Raw genomic sequence first — 13,915 nt, forward strand, 5'->3', positions numbered from 1 at the left:
CGAGCTTGCTCACGCGAAAAGCGCAGCGCCTTCTCAACCTCTTTGTGAATAAATCACTTAAGATCTTATTGCACAAAGAGAAGCAAAAGAGGAGTAAATGAGAAGACATAAAACAATAGTAATTATGTATTTTTACTTCTCTAAAGCGAAGCGCCCTCTAAACCTCCTTGTGAATAAATTATCTAAAAACTTATCGCACAAAGAGAAGTAAAAGAGGAGTAAATGAGAGGACATAAAACAACAGTAATCATGTATTTTTACTTCACTAAAGCGCAGCGCCCTCTAAACCTCTTTGTGAATAAATCACTTAAGATCTTATTGCACAAAGAGGAGTAAATGAGAAGACATTAAAACATAGAAATTACGAGCTTTGCGCGTCACGCCAGCAAGCTGCGCTTATACAAGTAAATTTAACCACGGCGTTAAACTTACCCTTCTTGGCGCACTATATTCTCAAGGGCGCGAATATTAGTAATTAAGTCCTGACGTTGTGGGTTGGCTTGTAATGCTTTTCTAAGATGCTTTAGCGCACTCGGGTAGTCTTTAGAATCAATTGCTATTTGCGATAATCCAAGCCACGCCGATAGTTGGTAATCAGGCAGAGCTTGTGCACGAACATACATAAGTTTAGCTTGGGTAAGTTGACCTTTACTACGATATATACTTGCTAAACTAAGTAGGGCATCACCTAAATTCGGGTTTATTTTAAGTGCATTATTTAAGCTTTTAAGAGCACGTTTAGTATTACCTTGTTGCATAGCAATTTGTGCGCTGTATACAGAAAACTGCGCTTGTTCATCACGGGGTAGCTGCTTAGTTAATCTTTTTGCGCTGCCTATTAGCTCTTTAGCTAAATCCCATTTTTGTTGAGATACAAGCCAGCCTAAAGTTTGCATCGTGGTATTAATAACCTCAACTTGCTGCTGTTTAGTGGCGTGTTTTAAACCTTGCTTTAATAAACTCACAGCGCGTTCAGTGCTGCCTTCACTTAAATGCAGCTGGGCTGCTAAAAGCTGGTTACTGGTATCTTTAGGGTTGAGTTTTAAGGCCACTTCAATAGCAGCAAGCGCTTGCTTTTTTTGATCAAGCTGTAATGCTATTTGTGCACGTTGCAGCCAAAGTTCAGCTTTATCAGGGCTTTTATTAAGTAATTCTTTTAGTAATGCACTTGCCTGACTTAAATCACCCGATTCAATTAACGCAAACAATAGACCTTGTTGATATTGGCTTGTTTCTGGCGCTAGCATTAGCGCCTGGCGGTACGCCGCTACTGCGCTCCAAGGTTGGCTATGCTGCACGTGTATATAAGCAAGTTGCGCATAACTTTGTGCGTCAGCTTGGCCTAGTTCAATACTGTGAACTAGGTGTGTTTGTGCTTTGTCATACTTTGCTTGTTGCATGTATAAAAGGCTCAAACCTTGGTGTGCTTTTACTAAATCAGGTGAAGCTTTTAAACACGCTAGGTAAGCTAGTTCAGCGTTATTAAAGTCTTTTGTTGAAAGCAGTACTTGTGCACGTAATAAGTTTAAAGCAGTGCTATCTTGGCTTATATCTCGGCCTTTAAATAGCGCCGCAACTTCACTGTAATTACCGGCTTGTAATAATGGTTGTACTTGGCGAGCAAAACCGCGCTCGGTCGGCTCAATAAGGACCTCTGTAGGGCCTAGTAATTTATTATTTATAGCCAACTGCCATGTTGGATCGCTAGGCGATAAAGTTACTTTTAGTGGCGCACTTTTTAATGACGTACTAGCAGCGCTTGCATGCACGCTACTTACACCTAATAAAGGGAGTGAGCACATTACAGTCGTAAACAGTGCAAAAGTTAATGGTTTTAGCGTTTTAAATATATTCATGTTTTTCATTTTAATAGGCTTAAGGTTTAAATTCGATTGGCCAAATAAAGCGAGCGCGTACGGTTTCACCTTCTTTTTTAGGTGCACTAAAGCGGCTTTGTTTAATAATTTTGTCGATAGCTGGTTTAAGTTCAGGGTATGGGTTTTGTACTACCTCAATTAAACTTAACTTGCCACTTTCATCAATAAATACATCGAGTTTTACAGTAAATACATCAACACCTCGGCGGGTTAAGCTTTTTGGTAAAACTGCCTTGACGGGAGTAAGTAAAGTTGGGAGACCATCGAGTTGATTTAAGCTAAATGCATCCCAATTTACACTCATTGATTGCCATTGTGGCGCGCTTACTTTTACGTTGGGTGTATCGGGTTTTACAATACTTAAATCACTGTTTATCTTAATTTTTACGGCTTGGATTGACGCGCCGGCACCTTCTACCGCTAAGCTTTGCATTGGCTCATTTGTTTGCTGTTGCGATATAGATGGAGGAGGGGGAGGTGGCAGTGCCACCATGGCAATCTCACGTACAACCACTTTGTCTTTTATATGATGTTCTGCAAGTTGCCCAAGCCATAAAAGCAGTAATGCAGCACTAAGCACAATGAGGCTAAGGCCAAATGCAAACAGCGGATGGCGATTGTTTTTTGTTTTTTGAAGCGGGTTAATCGTGTGCATATTATTGTTTCGTAGCTAAGTTAACTTGCGCTGCGCCTGCCAGCTTTGCTTCGTCAATTACTTGAACAAGTAATTCAGTAGGTACTGTTTTATCAGCTTGAATAACCACAGGGCGTTGTTGCTGTTTTAACATTTGCTCGACACTACTACGTACACCGGCAACACCAATTTGGCCGCCATCAAAAAATACTTGTTGGTTGTCGGTTATTGCTAAAAATATAACTTGCTGCTCAAGACGACTGGCCGATACGGCTTGTGGTTTATCAACCTCAACGCCGCTTTCGCGTACAAATACGGTTGTAACAATAAAAAATATTAGCAATATAAATACCACATCAAGTAGCGGCGACATATCAATATGTTGCCCCGCTTCTTGCTCTAGCTTGTGCTTTAATCGTGATTGCATAGTGTTACCCTAACTGTTTACTTAATGTATGTAATTTAGGATTACGCTGCGAATACGCTAAGTAAGCTTGCATTAACCACGCAGGAATAGCGCACACAAGACCAAGTTGAGTTGTTAGCAATGCATCACCAATGGCGTCACTCATTAACTCGTTATGGCCCAGCGCCATTACTTTAAATGTATCAAGCAAACCAACAATGGTGCCTAATAAACCAAGTAGCGGAAGCGCTGCAGTTAAAATAGAGCTAACTTCTTGCCAATAACCTTTGCGCTGCGCTTGGTATTGTTTAAGGTGCAGTAAGTCATGAAAAATCAGCTGGTATACAAATAAAGCGAGTAAAAGAATACACCAGCAAATAGGGTTACTAACTATTTTTTCAAACATTGTTATCTCCTTTTTCTAGTTGGCTTAGCTGTAATGCAAAGCCTTCTAGTTGGCTGTAATACGCTTTTGCTTTACGCGATAACAGTGCATTTAAAACGAGTGCTGGTATAGCAACGACTAAACCCAGTTCGGTTGTTATAAGTGCTTGTGCAATACCGCCCGATACAACTTCTGGGTCGCCTGAGCCAAACAAGGTCATCATTTTAAATGTTTCGATCATGCCGCTAACAGTGCCTAATAACCCAAGTAGTGGGGCTACTGCTGCAGTAACGGCAATAGCGCCAATAAAGTTATCGAGTTTATGCTTATCATGAATTAACTGATTAAATAATTGATCGTCTCGTACTTGGCCTTTTTCGCTTTGCAGCGTTAAGTTAAATAGCTGCTGCTGCATACCTGAAAATTCACTGCTATTTTCAGCTTTAAAAAGTTGCTGTAATTGCATTTGAGAGTGCATTTTAATTTTACTTAAACGCAGTAGCTGTGCGGCTTTTAATAGCGCAATGGTAAGTGCAAAGCAGGCAAATAAAATAATAGGGATAGCCCATAAACCGCCTTTTTCTAGGTGTTCAAGCGGACTTTCTTGTTGGGCTTGGCTAGTTACTAAGTGCGTTAAACTAGGATCAAAAGTAAGTAATGTAGAGCCTACACCGTTTTGCTTTAAAGTATTATCGAGTGGGTTGTCGTCACTTGTTGATTGTACTAACGCTACTTTTAATGCATTAGATTCATCATCTAAATTTAATAAACCCATAAGTTTAGGTGTTTGCGTACTAAACCATGCAACAGGCCCGACTTGAAGGGTATTAGCTTGGCTTAATTCGCCATTACTTAGCACAACCGATTGTTTTTTTAACTGTGGATAAAGTGCCTGCTCTTGATTATTAATTAGCGATACAACACGGCTTAATAACTCGTTTTGGCTATTAGCCGACTCGTTACTGCTAGCACTATTGCTGGTATTTTGGCGTACAAAACGGCTAAGTAAGTTTAATTGATATTGCTGCTGCTGTTGCCAAGTGTCTAATCGGGTTTGTAACTGATCAAGGCTTAATGTGTTTTCGTCAGCTAGGCGGCGATTAACGGCTGCTTGTTCGCGTAATTTACTGAGCGATTGCTGCTTGGTAAAAATTTGCTTTGCAAGGGTCGCTTGCTCTTTTGAAATGCTATTTTGAGTTTTACTTAGAGTACGCTGCGCTGTTTTAATATCACTTAAAATACTTTGCTTAGCATCATCACTGCTAGCTGCAAAAGATATGTTTGCACTAAAAAGTAACACTGTGGCGCTAAATACTTTAATTATGCTGTTAGTAGCCATTATTTAGCCCCTTGCTGGTTTTTATTTACATAACTTAATATTGGGAGTGTTACCCAATCAGCAGCGCGCTTTTTTTGCTGTACAGCAATACCCAGTGCAACTTGTTCTGCATTAATGCTTGAATCAAACTCCCACTGCCAACCTAAGTCACTTGGAAAACCAATACCTACATAACTTAAATCTTCGCTTACAAACCATGCTTGAGCTGCACCTAAGTAAAGCTGCTTTACCCACACTTCTTGCCCGTCAGGGTGTTTAATAGCCATTTCGTGAATAGAAATACGCTGTTGAAAATCATTAAGTAGAGTCAGCATTTTGAGCGCTGTTTGTAATCTGTCAGTTGTACTGAGTTTTGAATCGCTTAAATCACCTGCATTTTTCCAACTGTTTAATAGTGGCGGAGGTAATTGCACTTGTAATGAAAGTAATTGCTGAGAAATACGTGCTAGTTGATCATTTAATTGCTGTTGATCATTTTCAAGTTCTGATTGCTGAGTTACAAGCTGTTCGCGTTTTTGGGCAAGTTCACTGGTGCTTTTTTTTCTACGCTGATTAAGCTCGCTAAGTTGCTGCTGCTCGGCATTAAGAAGCGTTAAGGTTTGCTCCATACTGCTTTTTTGTTCAAGCCAATGAGTATTTAATTCTGTGTTTTGATTTTCTATTTGTAGCCATTTATTAACGAGTTGTTCTAGCTCACTAACAGTGTCGGCTTTTACTGCCATAGTGCTACAAAGCGCGATAACTACGCTAATTGGTTTAATTAAGCTTCGCATTACTTAACAACAATCCTGAAAGTTACGACAAGCAATTACAAGGACGTAATTACTGTTAATTTTTGAGTGTGTATACAATATAGGAATTCACATAATAATGCAATTGATAACAGTTATCGTTTACATTGAGTTGTTTGAGTGGTAGGATTTCGCCGAAATTAAATATGTACCTTAAATTAACAATAGTTAAGTGCTTAATAAAAACTACGGAGTAACCATGAGTAAGCCATCGAATAAAGGAAATGCGTACGTGAAGCCAATTGCAGCGGTTGTTACAGCTACGCTTTCAACTTGGGCAAGTGCACAGGATGTTCAAGAACTATCGGTAACCAAAGCAGAAACTAAAACTGAGTCTAGTTATGTTGTAGAAAAATCAACGTCGCATAAATACACTCAACCGCTACTCGATACAGCTAAAACGGTAACAGTAATCAACCAAGCGGTAATGAAAGACAGAAACGTAGATAGCCTACGTGATGCTTTGCGTAATGTTTCAGGTATTTCTTTAGCAGCAGGTGAGGGTGGCTCACCTACTGGCGATAGCATGTCGATTCGTGGTTTTAGTGCAACAAATGATATTTTTGTTGATGGTATTCGTGATGTTGCAGGTTACACACGTGATATTTACAACATTGAAGCCGTTGAAGTTGCAAAAGGCCCAGGCTCTGCAGTTTCTGGTCGTGGCGCAACAGGTGGTAGTGTTAATTTAGAAAGTAAAAAGGCGAAGTTAGACAACTTTAACGACGTTTCTCTACGTTTAGGTACAGAAAACGATTACCGTGGTCGTTTTGATACTAACATTCAAGTAAACGATACAAGCGCACTACGTATCAATCTTCTTACTGATAAAGGTGATGTTGCAGGTCGCGATCATGTTGAAAATGAAACAAATGCTGTTGCGTTTGCATTTGCAACAGGGCTTGGTACAAACAGCCGTTTTGATTTAAACCTAGAGTATCAACGCCAAGACAATTTACCTGATTATGGTATTCCTTGGGTTTACAGCGATACGCCAGTAGCTGAACTTGCAGATAGCGCGCGCTCACCTTCTCCTGTCGATTTTGATAACTTTTACGGTAATATTTACCGTGATTACGAAGATATTGAAGCTTACTCAACAACAGCTCGTTATGAGTATGATTTTTCTCAAAATACTACGTTACGTGTGCAAGGTCGTTTAGGTAAAGTAAAACGTGAATCAGTAACAACTGCACCGCGTTATTTCTCGGTTACAACAGACACTGACATTACCTTTGCAGATGAAAAAACACGTGATACTGAAAATTCACTTGCTGCACTTCAAGTTGATTTAATTGGTAACTATGAATTTGCTGGCTTTACTCACGATGTTGTAGTGGGTGTTGAACTTGCAAATGAAACGTTTACACGCCATAACTTTGTTGCCACTACGCCTGATAACTTAATTGAAGATGGAATACGTAACGACTTATACAACCCTGATGCAACAATTGCGTTTACGGGTGTGTACGGCCGTGACGGTACAAGCATTGAAGCTAAAGCTAAAAACCAAGCTATTTATGCATTTGATACAGTGACGCTTAACAAGCAATGGGAAGTTACAGGTGGAATTCGCTTTGATAGCTTCACTACGGATTATCACAACGATTACAATGATCCAAGCGCTTTAATTTCGACAAGTGACGATTTATTTAGCTGGAATGCAGCTGTAGTTTATAAACCTACAGAAAATGGCAGTGTATATTTAGGCGCAGGTAATTCATTTAACCCATCGGCGGAAAGCCTAACGGTATCTACGCGTTCAAATGCAGCTGATTTAGACGCAGAAGAAAGCCGCAGTTATGAATTAGGAACTAAATGGAGCCTAATGGATGGCCGCCTGCAAACTAATGCTGCACTTTTCCGTACTGAAAAAACCAATGCCCGTACTGATGACCCATTTGCAGATAGCTCAAGTGACGAAATACTTGGTGGTGAACAGCGTGTACAAGGTTTAGAGCTTTCAGCAACAGGCCTAATTACTAAAGAGTGGACTGTAATTGCTTCATACACTTACCAAGATAGCGAAGTAACTAAAGCATTAGGCGACGACGCAACTCAAATTGGTAACGAGCTTGCACGTACGCCTAAAAATAGCGCGAGTGTTTGGACTACGTACGATATGTCGGATAAGTTATCGTTTGGTTTAGGTGCGCAGTATGTAGGTGAGCGTTACAACGGCACTACGTCAACACGCTCTCGTGCGCCAGGTTATACTATTTTTGACCTGATGGTTGCGTATGACATATCAAAAGATTTGAGCCTGCAGCTTAATGGTGAAAACCTAGGTGATAAAGATTACGTTGATCAGTTAGGTGGTGGACACTTTGTACCAGGTGATGGTCGTAAGTTTAGTTTAACAGCGAGCTACTCTTTTTAATTTTAAAACAAATTAAAAAACAAAAGTAAGCATAAGGGCAGGCCTATTACCTGCCCTTAATTATTTGATGAAAATGTGAGAGGGCGCACATGATAGTTAAAATTCCAGAGCTATTAACGAAAGAAGAAGTGGCGTATTGCCATGAGGTTTTGCTTAAAGCGCAGTGGGCCGATGGCAGTATTACCGCAGGTCATCAATCAACCAAAGCAAAAAATAACTTACAGCTACCTGAAAATAGTCCTGAATGCCAAGAGCTTGGCGATATTATTATGGCAGCACTTGCGCGTAGTAATTTGTTTATGTCGGCTGCACTTCCTGCAAAAATTTTTCCTCCGTTATTTAATTGCTATCAAGGCGGGCAATCGTTTGGTGTACATGTAGATAATGCAATTAGACAAGTGCCGGGTACGCCAGTAAAAATTCGTACAGATGTATCAATGACGTTATTTATTAACGATCCTGAAGACTATGAGGGCGGTGAACTTGTTATTGAAGACACTTATGGCTCACACAGTGTAAAGCTGCCCGCAGGCAGTATGGTGTTATACCCTTCAACGAGTTTACATCGTGTAATGCCAGTAACGAGTGGGCGCAGATTAGCCTCATTTTTTTGGATGCAAAGCATGGTAAACAGCGACGAAAAACGTGGTTTGTTATTTGATTTAGATATGTCGATTCAAAGTTTGCGCAGCAAAGTAGAAGATAGCCCAGAGATTATTCAATTAACAGGTGTGTACCATAACTTACTAAGACAGTGGGCACAGACATAACGAAGATACTCGTTATTAAATATTGGATATAAGTAATTAAAAGCTGCGCTTTTCGCGTGAGTAAGCTCTACGCCTACGACGCAGCCATAAAATTGAATTCGGTGTTTTAAATGCTCGGTATGCGCGGCTTGATGCCGCGCACTTATTGTAAGCGCAAAGCTTGTTTTACTTAACCCTTATAACCGTTAGGGTTATTTGACTGCCAGCGCCAGGTATCTTGCATCATTTCATCAATACCGCGCACGGCTTCCCAGCCAAGTTCATTAAGTGCTTTTTCTGGCGCTGCATAACACGCTGCAATATCACCAGGGCGGCGAGGTGAAACCTGATAGGGTACAGCCTGATCGCTTGCTTTAATAAATGCATTAACCATTTGTAGTACAGAGTAACCATTACCAGTACCTAGGTTATAAACTAATGCACCCGTACTGCTGGCAATTTTATCAAGCGCTTTTAAATGACCAATCGCTAAATCTACAACATGTATATAGTCGCGCACACCGGTGCCATCAACTGTGTCGTAGTCATCACCAAATACAGCGAGTTGCTTTAATTTACCTACCGCTACTTGTGCGATAAACGGTAAAAGATTGTTTGGAATACCATTAGGATCTTCACCAATTAAGCCCGACTCATGTGCACCCACTGGGTTAAAGTAACGCAAAATAGCAAACGCAAAGCGCTCATCTGATTTAGCGATATCTTGTAGCATCATTTCAACCATTAACTTAGATGTGCCGTAAGGGTTGGTTGTACCGCCTACAGGGAAATCTTCTTTGATTGGTAAGCTTGCAGGGTCGCCGTAAACCGTGGCTGACGAGCTAAATACCAATTTAAATACACCCGCATCGCGCATCGCATCAACAAGCGTAAGCGTACCTTGAACGTTGTTTTGATAGTACTCAACTGGCTTTGCAACCGACTCGCCTACTGATTTTAAACCCGCAAAATGTATAACACTATCAACCGTGTGTTTTGCAAATACTGAATCTAAAAAGGGTTTATCGAGAATATCGCCTTGGTAAAAAGTGGCTTCTTTACCTGTTATATTTTTTACGCGCGCAAGTGATTCTTGTGATGAGTTACTTAAATTATCAATAACAACAACATCGTTACCTTGCTGTAAAAGTTCTAAAACAGTGTGCGAGCCAATATAGCCTGCGCCACCGGTTACTAAAATAGTCATGAAAGCTCCGTGGGTACCTTTTATCAATTAAGTTAATTTCACCATAAATAGAGGTGATTTACATGTTTTATCTGTAATTTATATGATTTTAATCGTATTTTTTTGATATCAGCACATTAAATACTTTTGATTACATTTTGTGCAAAACAAGTAACACTTGATTCGTAAGATTAAGTTATAGTTAATAAACAAGTGCTAAAATAGCTTTAGTAATAGCTAGTGCTAGGTTTACTCCAATCCACACTTTTGTGATTGGTTACCTCTTTGGAGAAAGATATGAATTTAGTTAAAAAAATAGCAACAACAATGTGTATCGCATTACCTGCGCTTGCCCATGCTGGTGAGTCTGTTGTTAAATGGAATGACTTTAATGATTATCGTGATGTGCGAGCGTCTAACCAAGCTAAGGGCTCGTATCACAAAAGTATTGCGGCAAGTTTTGAAAAACATATGTCTAAATTAGCTGAGCAACTACCAAAAGATTATAAGTTAAACGTAGAGTTTACTGATTTAGATTTAGCGGGAGATGTGCGTTATGGTGGTATGGAGGAAATTCGTGTAGTAAAACCAATATACTTTCCACGAATTAAGCTTAATTATTCGTTAACCGATAACGACGGTACCGTGCTTAGTAAAGATACTGATGTGGAGCTCAAAGATATGGGCTTTATGGATAAAATTAAAATGGGCCGCGAAGAATCACTATATTACGAAAAACGCTTATTAACGCAGTGGTTTGGTGAGCAAATATTACCAAGTTTAGATTAACTTAAAATAAGAATGCCGCTAAATAGCGGCTTTTTTGCTTTTTAAGCTTTACTTAAAAGTAGCTAACAGCGTGAGTATTTGCTGTAACTTAATAACGGTTGTTTTAAGTTTTTCTTCATCAAAGCCATCGTTAGATAAGCTTTCAACGTCAGCGGCTACGTCAAGAACATACGGCTTAAAGCGTTTGGCTTCAAAGCTAAAACCGGCATCTTGTGCAAATAAGGCTTTAAATTTGCCATGGCCTTGTTGTTGTAATTCGTCTAATTTTTTATCGGCATCAAGTGCCTGACGATAAACAATTTTTAAGTTAGTGTTGAGTTGTTCAATTATAGAATCCATGGTTTTCCTAAAGCTTTGTGCTGCATGGCCGACATAATACGTGGATTACATTTAAAAGTCAGGTTGATTAAGGCTTATAATTATGAATATATCAGGTGGAAATTTACCAGCTATGTCTGGTTCAGGACAAGGCAGTGAGCTTTATAGCGCTGCTTTATCTAAAAAGCAGCAACTAGCTGATGGTGCAGCAGCACTTGCACTTATTGAAGGTGCTGCACAATCGTCGAGTGCACAAACACTGGCTAAGTCGGTAACTGCATCATTGGGTAACAACGTAAATATATATGTTTAAATTAGCTTAAGATCGACAGGTGTTTTGCTTTTTTGACCACCTATTTCTCTCACTAATTTAGGCACTAAAAATCCAGGCAGGGCTTTTAATAGTTCTGCCATTATTTTTATAGCGTCTTCTTCGTTAATATCAAAGTGACTTGCGCCTTCAACCTTATCTAGCAAATACAAATAATACGGCAGTACGTCGGCATCAAATAACGCTTCGCTTAAATTTATTTGCGCATCAACAGTATCATTCACATCTTTTAAAATTACAGCTTGGTTTAATAGCGTGACATTTGCTTGTTTAAGCTTTTGCATAGCTGCTTTAAAATCGGAATCTATTTCGTTGGCGTGGTTTATGTGATTAATAAAAATAATTTTTAATGGCGATTTTGCTAATCGCTCACATAACTCATTGGTAATACGTGCAGGAATAACAACAGGTAAACGGCTATGAATTCGCATTCGTTTAATTTGTGGTAATTGCTCAAGCTCATCTAAAAACCAGCTTATTGCATCGTCTTTGGCCATTAGCGGGTCGCCACCACTTAAAATCACTTCGTTTATATTGGAATCTGATTTTATATAACTCAGTGCATCAAGCAGGCTTTTTTTATTAAGCTGGTTTTCTTGATACGGAAAGTGGCGTCTAAAGCAGTAACGACAATTTACCGCGCAGCCGGTTTTAAACATCACTAAAACACGCGATTTATACTTATGTAAAAGGCCTGGTTGGGAGTTGTCTTGCTCAAGTAGGGGATCTTTATTAAAACCCGACTTAGTTAAAAATTCTTGATGGCGTGGCATGACTTGCAATAAAAGAGGATCGTTTGGATCGCCTTTGCGTATTTTTTTTATAAAAGGGATAGGCACGCGTACCGGAAATAAACTGCGGGCTTTTAGGTCGTTTTCATGGACTTGGCTCGATAAACCGACCATTTCAAGCAAGGTTTTTGGGCAGGTAACTACATTTGCTAATTCTTTTTGCCAGTTTTTATGCAAATTTGCTTCATTTCTTTGTATCATTGGCATGTAGATTACTCGAAAAAATATAAATAGAGGAAACGATGGCGAATTATAGCACCAACGAGTTCAAGGGCGGCCTAAAAATTATGATGGACGGCGAGCCTTGCAGTATCTTAGAAAATGAAATGGTAAAACCTGGTAAAGGTCAGGCGTTTAACCGTGTTCGTATCCGTAAACTTATCTCTGGTAAGGTGCTTGAAAAAACCTTTAAATCGGGTGAATCAGTTGAAGGTGCTGATGTAATGGATACAGATTTAGCGTATCTATACACAGACGGCGAATTTTGGCATTTCATGAACAACGAAACATTTGAGCAAATTGCTGCTGACGAAAAAGCACTAGGCGATGCAGTTAAATGGTTAGTTGAAAATGATTTATGTACAATCACATTATGGAACGGCAGCCCTATTGCTGTTACACCACCTAACTTTGTTGAGCTTGAGATCACTGAAACAGATCCTGGCCTTAAGGGTGATACAGCGGGTACTGGTGGTAAACCAGCAACGCTTAGCACAGGCGCTGTAGTACGAGTTCCATTATTTGTACAAATTGGCGAAGTAATTAAAGTAGACACTCGTAACGGTGAATACGTAAGCCGTGTTAAGTAAGCTTTAACATTGTTTATAAAATCCCAGCTTAAGCTGGGATTTTTTTTGGAGAAAATATGTCAGCAGATCTTTGGGCCCCAAGCGCAAGCATTGAAACACTAAAACAACGTGCAGCAATATTACGTAACATTCGTGAGTTTTTTTATACGCGTAATGTAATGGAAGTAGAAACTCCTAGCTTAAGCAGTGCCAGTGTAACCGATGTGCATTTGGCCAGTTTTAACACCACATTTGTAGGTCCAGGGCACGCAGGTGGGCTTCCTCTTTTTTTACAAACATCTCCAGAGTTTGCTATGAAGCGCTTGTTAGCAGCAGGCTCAGGCGCTATTTTTCAGCTTTGTAAAGCATTTAGAAATGAAGAAGCAGGTAGTCATCACAATCCTGAATTTACAATGCTTGAATGGTATCGCCCAGGCTTTGATGAGTTTGCACTTATGGATGAAATGGATGAACTAATGCGGCTTGTTTTAGATGTCGAGCCGGCAACAAGGCTTACCTATCAGCAAGCGTTTGAACAAGCACTTGGACTCGATCCGTTAACCGCAAATATAGAGCAATTAAAGCAACTAGCGTGTGAGCATGGATTTGCTGATATAGCCCAAAATGAAACGCATAAAGATACCTTACTGCAATTATTATTTTGTATGAAAGTGGAGCCCACAATAGGACAAGATAAGCCATGTTTTGTGTATCACTTTCCAGCTTCTCAAGCGGCACTTGCACAAATTTGTGAACACGATACACGCGTAGCAGGGCGCTTTGAGCTTTATTACAAAAATATGGAATTGGCGAATGGCTTTAACGAACTCACAAATGCCAGCGAGCAAGCTAAACGTTTTAATGAAGATAACGCATACCGCGCTGAAAACGGTTTAAAGCAAGTGCCAATGGATACGCGTTTAATTAAAGCGCTGGAGCATGGATTACCACAGTGCGCAGGAGTGGCTTTGGGGATTGATAGGCTTGTAATGCTCGCAACAAATAAAGAGAAAATTAAAGACGTAATAGCGTTTGATGTGCAAAGAGCGTAATGCTTAGCTTGTAGGCGTAGGTGGAAAACCTGTAGGTGCGAATTTATTGCGCGCTCATGTAAATTAACTTTATAAATAAGCGAGGTATAAAACCTCACC

General features: G+C 39.8%; 15 protein-coding genes. 6 read left to right on the plus strand and 9 right to left on the minus strand.

What is annotated here, in order from left to right; genetic code table 11:
- Positions 1 to 428: 428 nt before the first annotated feature.
- The 6 genes from H5120_RS00085 to H5120_RS00110 are packed head-to-tail and all read right to left on the minus strand — an operon-like array spanning position 429 to position 5,414.
- A complete protein-coding gene (locus H5120_RS00085; protein ID WP_182673240.1) occupies positions 429 to 1,856 on the minus strand; it encodes a lipopolysaccharide assembly protein LapB in 1,428 nt (475 codons plus the stop codon).
- Between the two features lie 19 nt (positions 1,857 to 1,875).
- Complete coding sequence (locus H5120_RS00090) at positions 1,876 to 2,532, minus strand: energy transducer TonB (protein WP_182673241.1); 657 nt, start codon at positions 2,530 to 2,532, stop codon at positions 1,876 to 1,878.
- A 1-nt stretch (position 2,533) separates the two neighbouring features.
- Positions 2,534 to 2,938 (minus strand): biopolymer transporter ExbD, encoded by a 405-nt coding sequence (locus tag H5120_RS00095; protein WP_002960813.1) that lies wholly within the window; start codon positions 2,936 to 2,938, stop codon positions 2,534 to 2,536.
- A gap of 4 nt (positions 2,939 to 2,942) precedes the next feature.
- On the minus strand, positions 2,943 to 3,323 hold the full coding sequence (locus tag H5120_RS00100; protein WP_002960812.1) for a MotA/TolQ/ExbB proton channel family protein: 381 nt from the start codon (positions 3,321 to 3,323) through the stop codon (positions 2,943 to 2,945).
- Positions 3,316 to 4,641: a MotA/TolQ/ExbB proton channel family protein gene (locus tag H5120_RS00105; protein ID WP_182673242.1), complete on the minus strand. Its 1,326-nt coding sequence runs from the start codon at positions 4,639 to 4,641 to the stop codon at positions 3,316 to 3,318. The genes H5120_RS00100 and H5120_RS00105 overlap by 8 nt, the downstream gene beginning before the upstream one ends.
- A complete protein-coding gene (locus tag H5120_RS00110; RefSeq protein WP_182673243.1) occupies positions 4,641 to 5,414 on the minus strand; it encodes a DUF3450 family protein in 774 nt (257 codons plus the stop codon). Before H5120_RS00110 ends, H5120_RS00105 begins: the two co-directional genes overlap by 1 nt.
- Positions 5,415 to 5,631: 217 nt before the next feature.
- Between H5120_RS00110 and H5120_RS00115 the strand changes: the two genes are divergently transcribed.
- Both H5120_RS00115 and H5120_RS00120 read left to right on the plus strand, forming a co-directional pair.
- Positions 5,632 to 7,812 (plus strand): TonB-dependent siderophore receptor, encoded by a 2,181-nt coding sequence (locus H5120_RS00115; protein ID WP_182673244.1) that lies wholly within the window; start codon positions 5,632 to 5,634, stop codon positions 7,810 to 7,812.
- A gap of 89 nt (positions 7,813 to 7,901) precedes the next feature.
- Positions 7,902 to 8,582: a Fe2+-dependent dioxygenase gene (locus H5120_RS00120; RefSeq protein ID WP_182673245.1), complete on the plus strand. Its 681-nt coding sequence runs from the start codon at positions 7,902 to 7,904 to the stop codon at positions 8,580 to 8,582.
- A 169-nt stretch (positions 8,583 to 8,751) separates the two neighbouring features.
- Here H5120_RS00120 and galE read toward each other — a convergent pair whose 3' ends face one another.
- On the minus strand, positions 8,752 to 9,768 hold the full coding sequence (gene galE, locus H5120_RS00125) for a UDP-glucose 4-epimerase GalE (protein WP_002960801.1): 1,017 nt from the start codon (positions 9,766 to 9,768) through the stop codon (positions 8,752 to 8,754).
- A 276-nt stretch (positions 9,769 to 10,044) separates the two neighbouring features.
- Here galE and H5120_RS00130 point away from each other — a divergent pair, with 276 nt between their 5' ends.
- Entirely contained in the window at positions 10,045 to 10,536 is a 492-nt protein-coding gene (locus H5120_RS00130) for a DUF3016 domain-containing protein (RefSeq protein WP_182673246.1), read from the plus strand.
- A 48-nt stretch (positions 10,537 to 10,584) separates the two neighbouring features.
- On the opposite strand, the gene H5120_RS00135 is transcribed toward H5120_RS00130, so the two are convergent.
- Positions 10,585 to 10,875: a hypothetical protein gene (locus H5120_RS00135; RefSeq protein WP_002960798.1), complete on the minus strand. Its 291-nt coding sequence runs from the start codon at positions 10,873 to 10,875 to the stop codon at positions 10,585 to 10,587.
- Between the two features lie 82 nt (positions 10,876 to 10,957).
- On the opposite strand from H5120_RS00135, the gene H5120_RS00140 reads away from it, so the two are divergent.
- The gene (locus tag H5120_RS00140; RefSeq protein ID WP_182673247.1) at positions 10,958 to 11,167 is read left to right on the plus strand and encodes a hypothetical protein; all 210 of its coding nucleotides are present in this window, start codon (positions 10,958 to 10,960) and stop codon (positions 11,165 to 11,167) included.
- Here H5120_RS00140 and epmB read toward each other — a convergent pair.
- Positions 11,164 to 12,177 (minus strand): EF-P beta-lysylation protein EpmB, encoded by a 1,014-nt coding sequence (gene epmB, locus H5120_RS00145; protein ID WP_182673376.1) that lies wholly within the window; start codon positions 12,175 to 12,177, stop codon positions 11,164 to 11,166. The two genes, H5120_RS00140 and epmB, sit on opposite strands and share 4 nt — an antisense overlap.
- Before the next feature lie 41 nt (positions 12,178 to 12,218).
- Between epmB and efp the strand changes: the two genes are divergently transcribed.
- Both efp and epmA read left to right on the plus strand, forming a co-directional pair.
- Positions 12,219 to 12,785, plus strand: coding sequence for an elongation factor P (gene efp, locus H5120_RS00150; RefSeq protein ID WP_024596699.1), 567 nt, complete (start codon positions 12,219 to 12,221; stop codon positions 12,783 to 12,785).
- 56 nt (positions 12,786 to 12,841) lie between these two features.
- Entirely contained in the window at positions 12,842 to 13,816 is a 975-nt protein-coding gene (epmA, locus tag H5120_RS00155; protein WP_182673248.1) for an elongation factor P--(R)-beta-lysine ligase, read from the plus strand.
- Positions 13,817 to 13,915: the final 99 nt, after the last annotated feature.

Source organism: Pseudoalteromonas sp. SR43-2 (assembly GCF_014163885.1).
GTDB classification, from domain to species: Bacteria; Pseudomonadota; Gammaproteobacteria; order Enterobacterales; family Alteromonadaceae; genus Pseudoalteromonas; species Pseudoalteromonas distincta.

Bases quoted from the DNA above. Each gene is read 5' to 3' on its own strand.
- H5120_RS00085 (WP_182673240.1), bottom strand. From the start codon at position 1,856: ATGAATATATTTAAAACGCTAAAACCATTAACTTTTGCACTGTTTACG.
- H5120_RS00090 (WP_182673241.1), bottom strand. From the start codon at position 2,532: ATGCACACGATTAACCCGCTTCAAAAAACAAAAAACAATCGCCATCCG.
- H5120_RS00095 (WP_002960813.1), bottom strand. From the start codon at position 2,938: ATGCAATCACGATTAAAGCACAAGCTAGAGCAAGAAGCGGGGCAACAT.
- H5120_RS00100 (WP_002960812.1), bottom strand. From the start codon at position 3,323: ATGTTTGAAAAAATAGTTAGTAACCCTATTTGCTGGTGTATTCTTTTA.
- H5120_RS00105 (WP_182673242.1), bottom strand. From the start codon at position 4,641: ATGGCTACTAACAGCATAATTAAAGTATTTAGCGCCACAGTGTTACTT.
- H5120_RS00110 (WP_182673243.1), bottom strand. From the start codon at position 5,414: ATGCGAAGCTTAATTAAACCAATTAGCGTAGTTATCGCGCTTTGTAGC.
- H5120_RS00115 (WP_182673244.1), top strand. From the start codon at position 5,632: ATGAGTAAGCCATCGAATAAAGGAAATGCGTACGTGAAGCCAATTGCA.
- H5120_RS00120 (WP_182673245.1), top strand. From the start codon at position 7,902: ATGATAGTTAAAATTCCAGAGCTATTAACGAAAGAAGAAGTGGCGTAT.
- galE (WP_002960801.1), bottom strand. From the start codon at position 9,768: ATGACTATTTTAGTAACCGGTGGCGCAGGCTATATTGGCTCGCACACT.
- H5120_RS00130 (WP_182673246.1), top strand. From the start codon at position 10,045: ATGAATTTAGTTAAAAAAATAGCAACAACAATGTGTATCGCATTACCT.
- H5120_RS00135 (WP_002960798.1), bottom strand. From the start codon at position 10,875: ATGGATTCTATAATTGAACAACTCAACACTAACTTAAAAATTGTTTAT.
- H5120_RS00140 (WP_182673247.1), top strand. From the start codon at position 10,958: ATGAATATATCAGGTGGAAATTTACCAGCTATGTCTGGTTCAGGACAA.
- epmB (WP_182673376.1), bottom strand. From the start codon at position 12,177: ATGATACAAAGAAATGAAGCAAATTTGCATAAAAACTGGCAAAAAGAA.
- efp (WP_024596699.1), top strand. From the start codon at position 12,219: ATGGCGAATTATAGCACCAACGAGTTCAAGGGCGGCCTAAAAATTATG.
- epmA (WP_182673248.1), top strand. From the start codon at position 12,842: ATGTCAGCAGATCTTTGGGCCCCAAGCGCAAGCATTGAAACACTAAAA.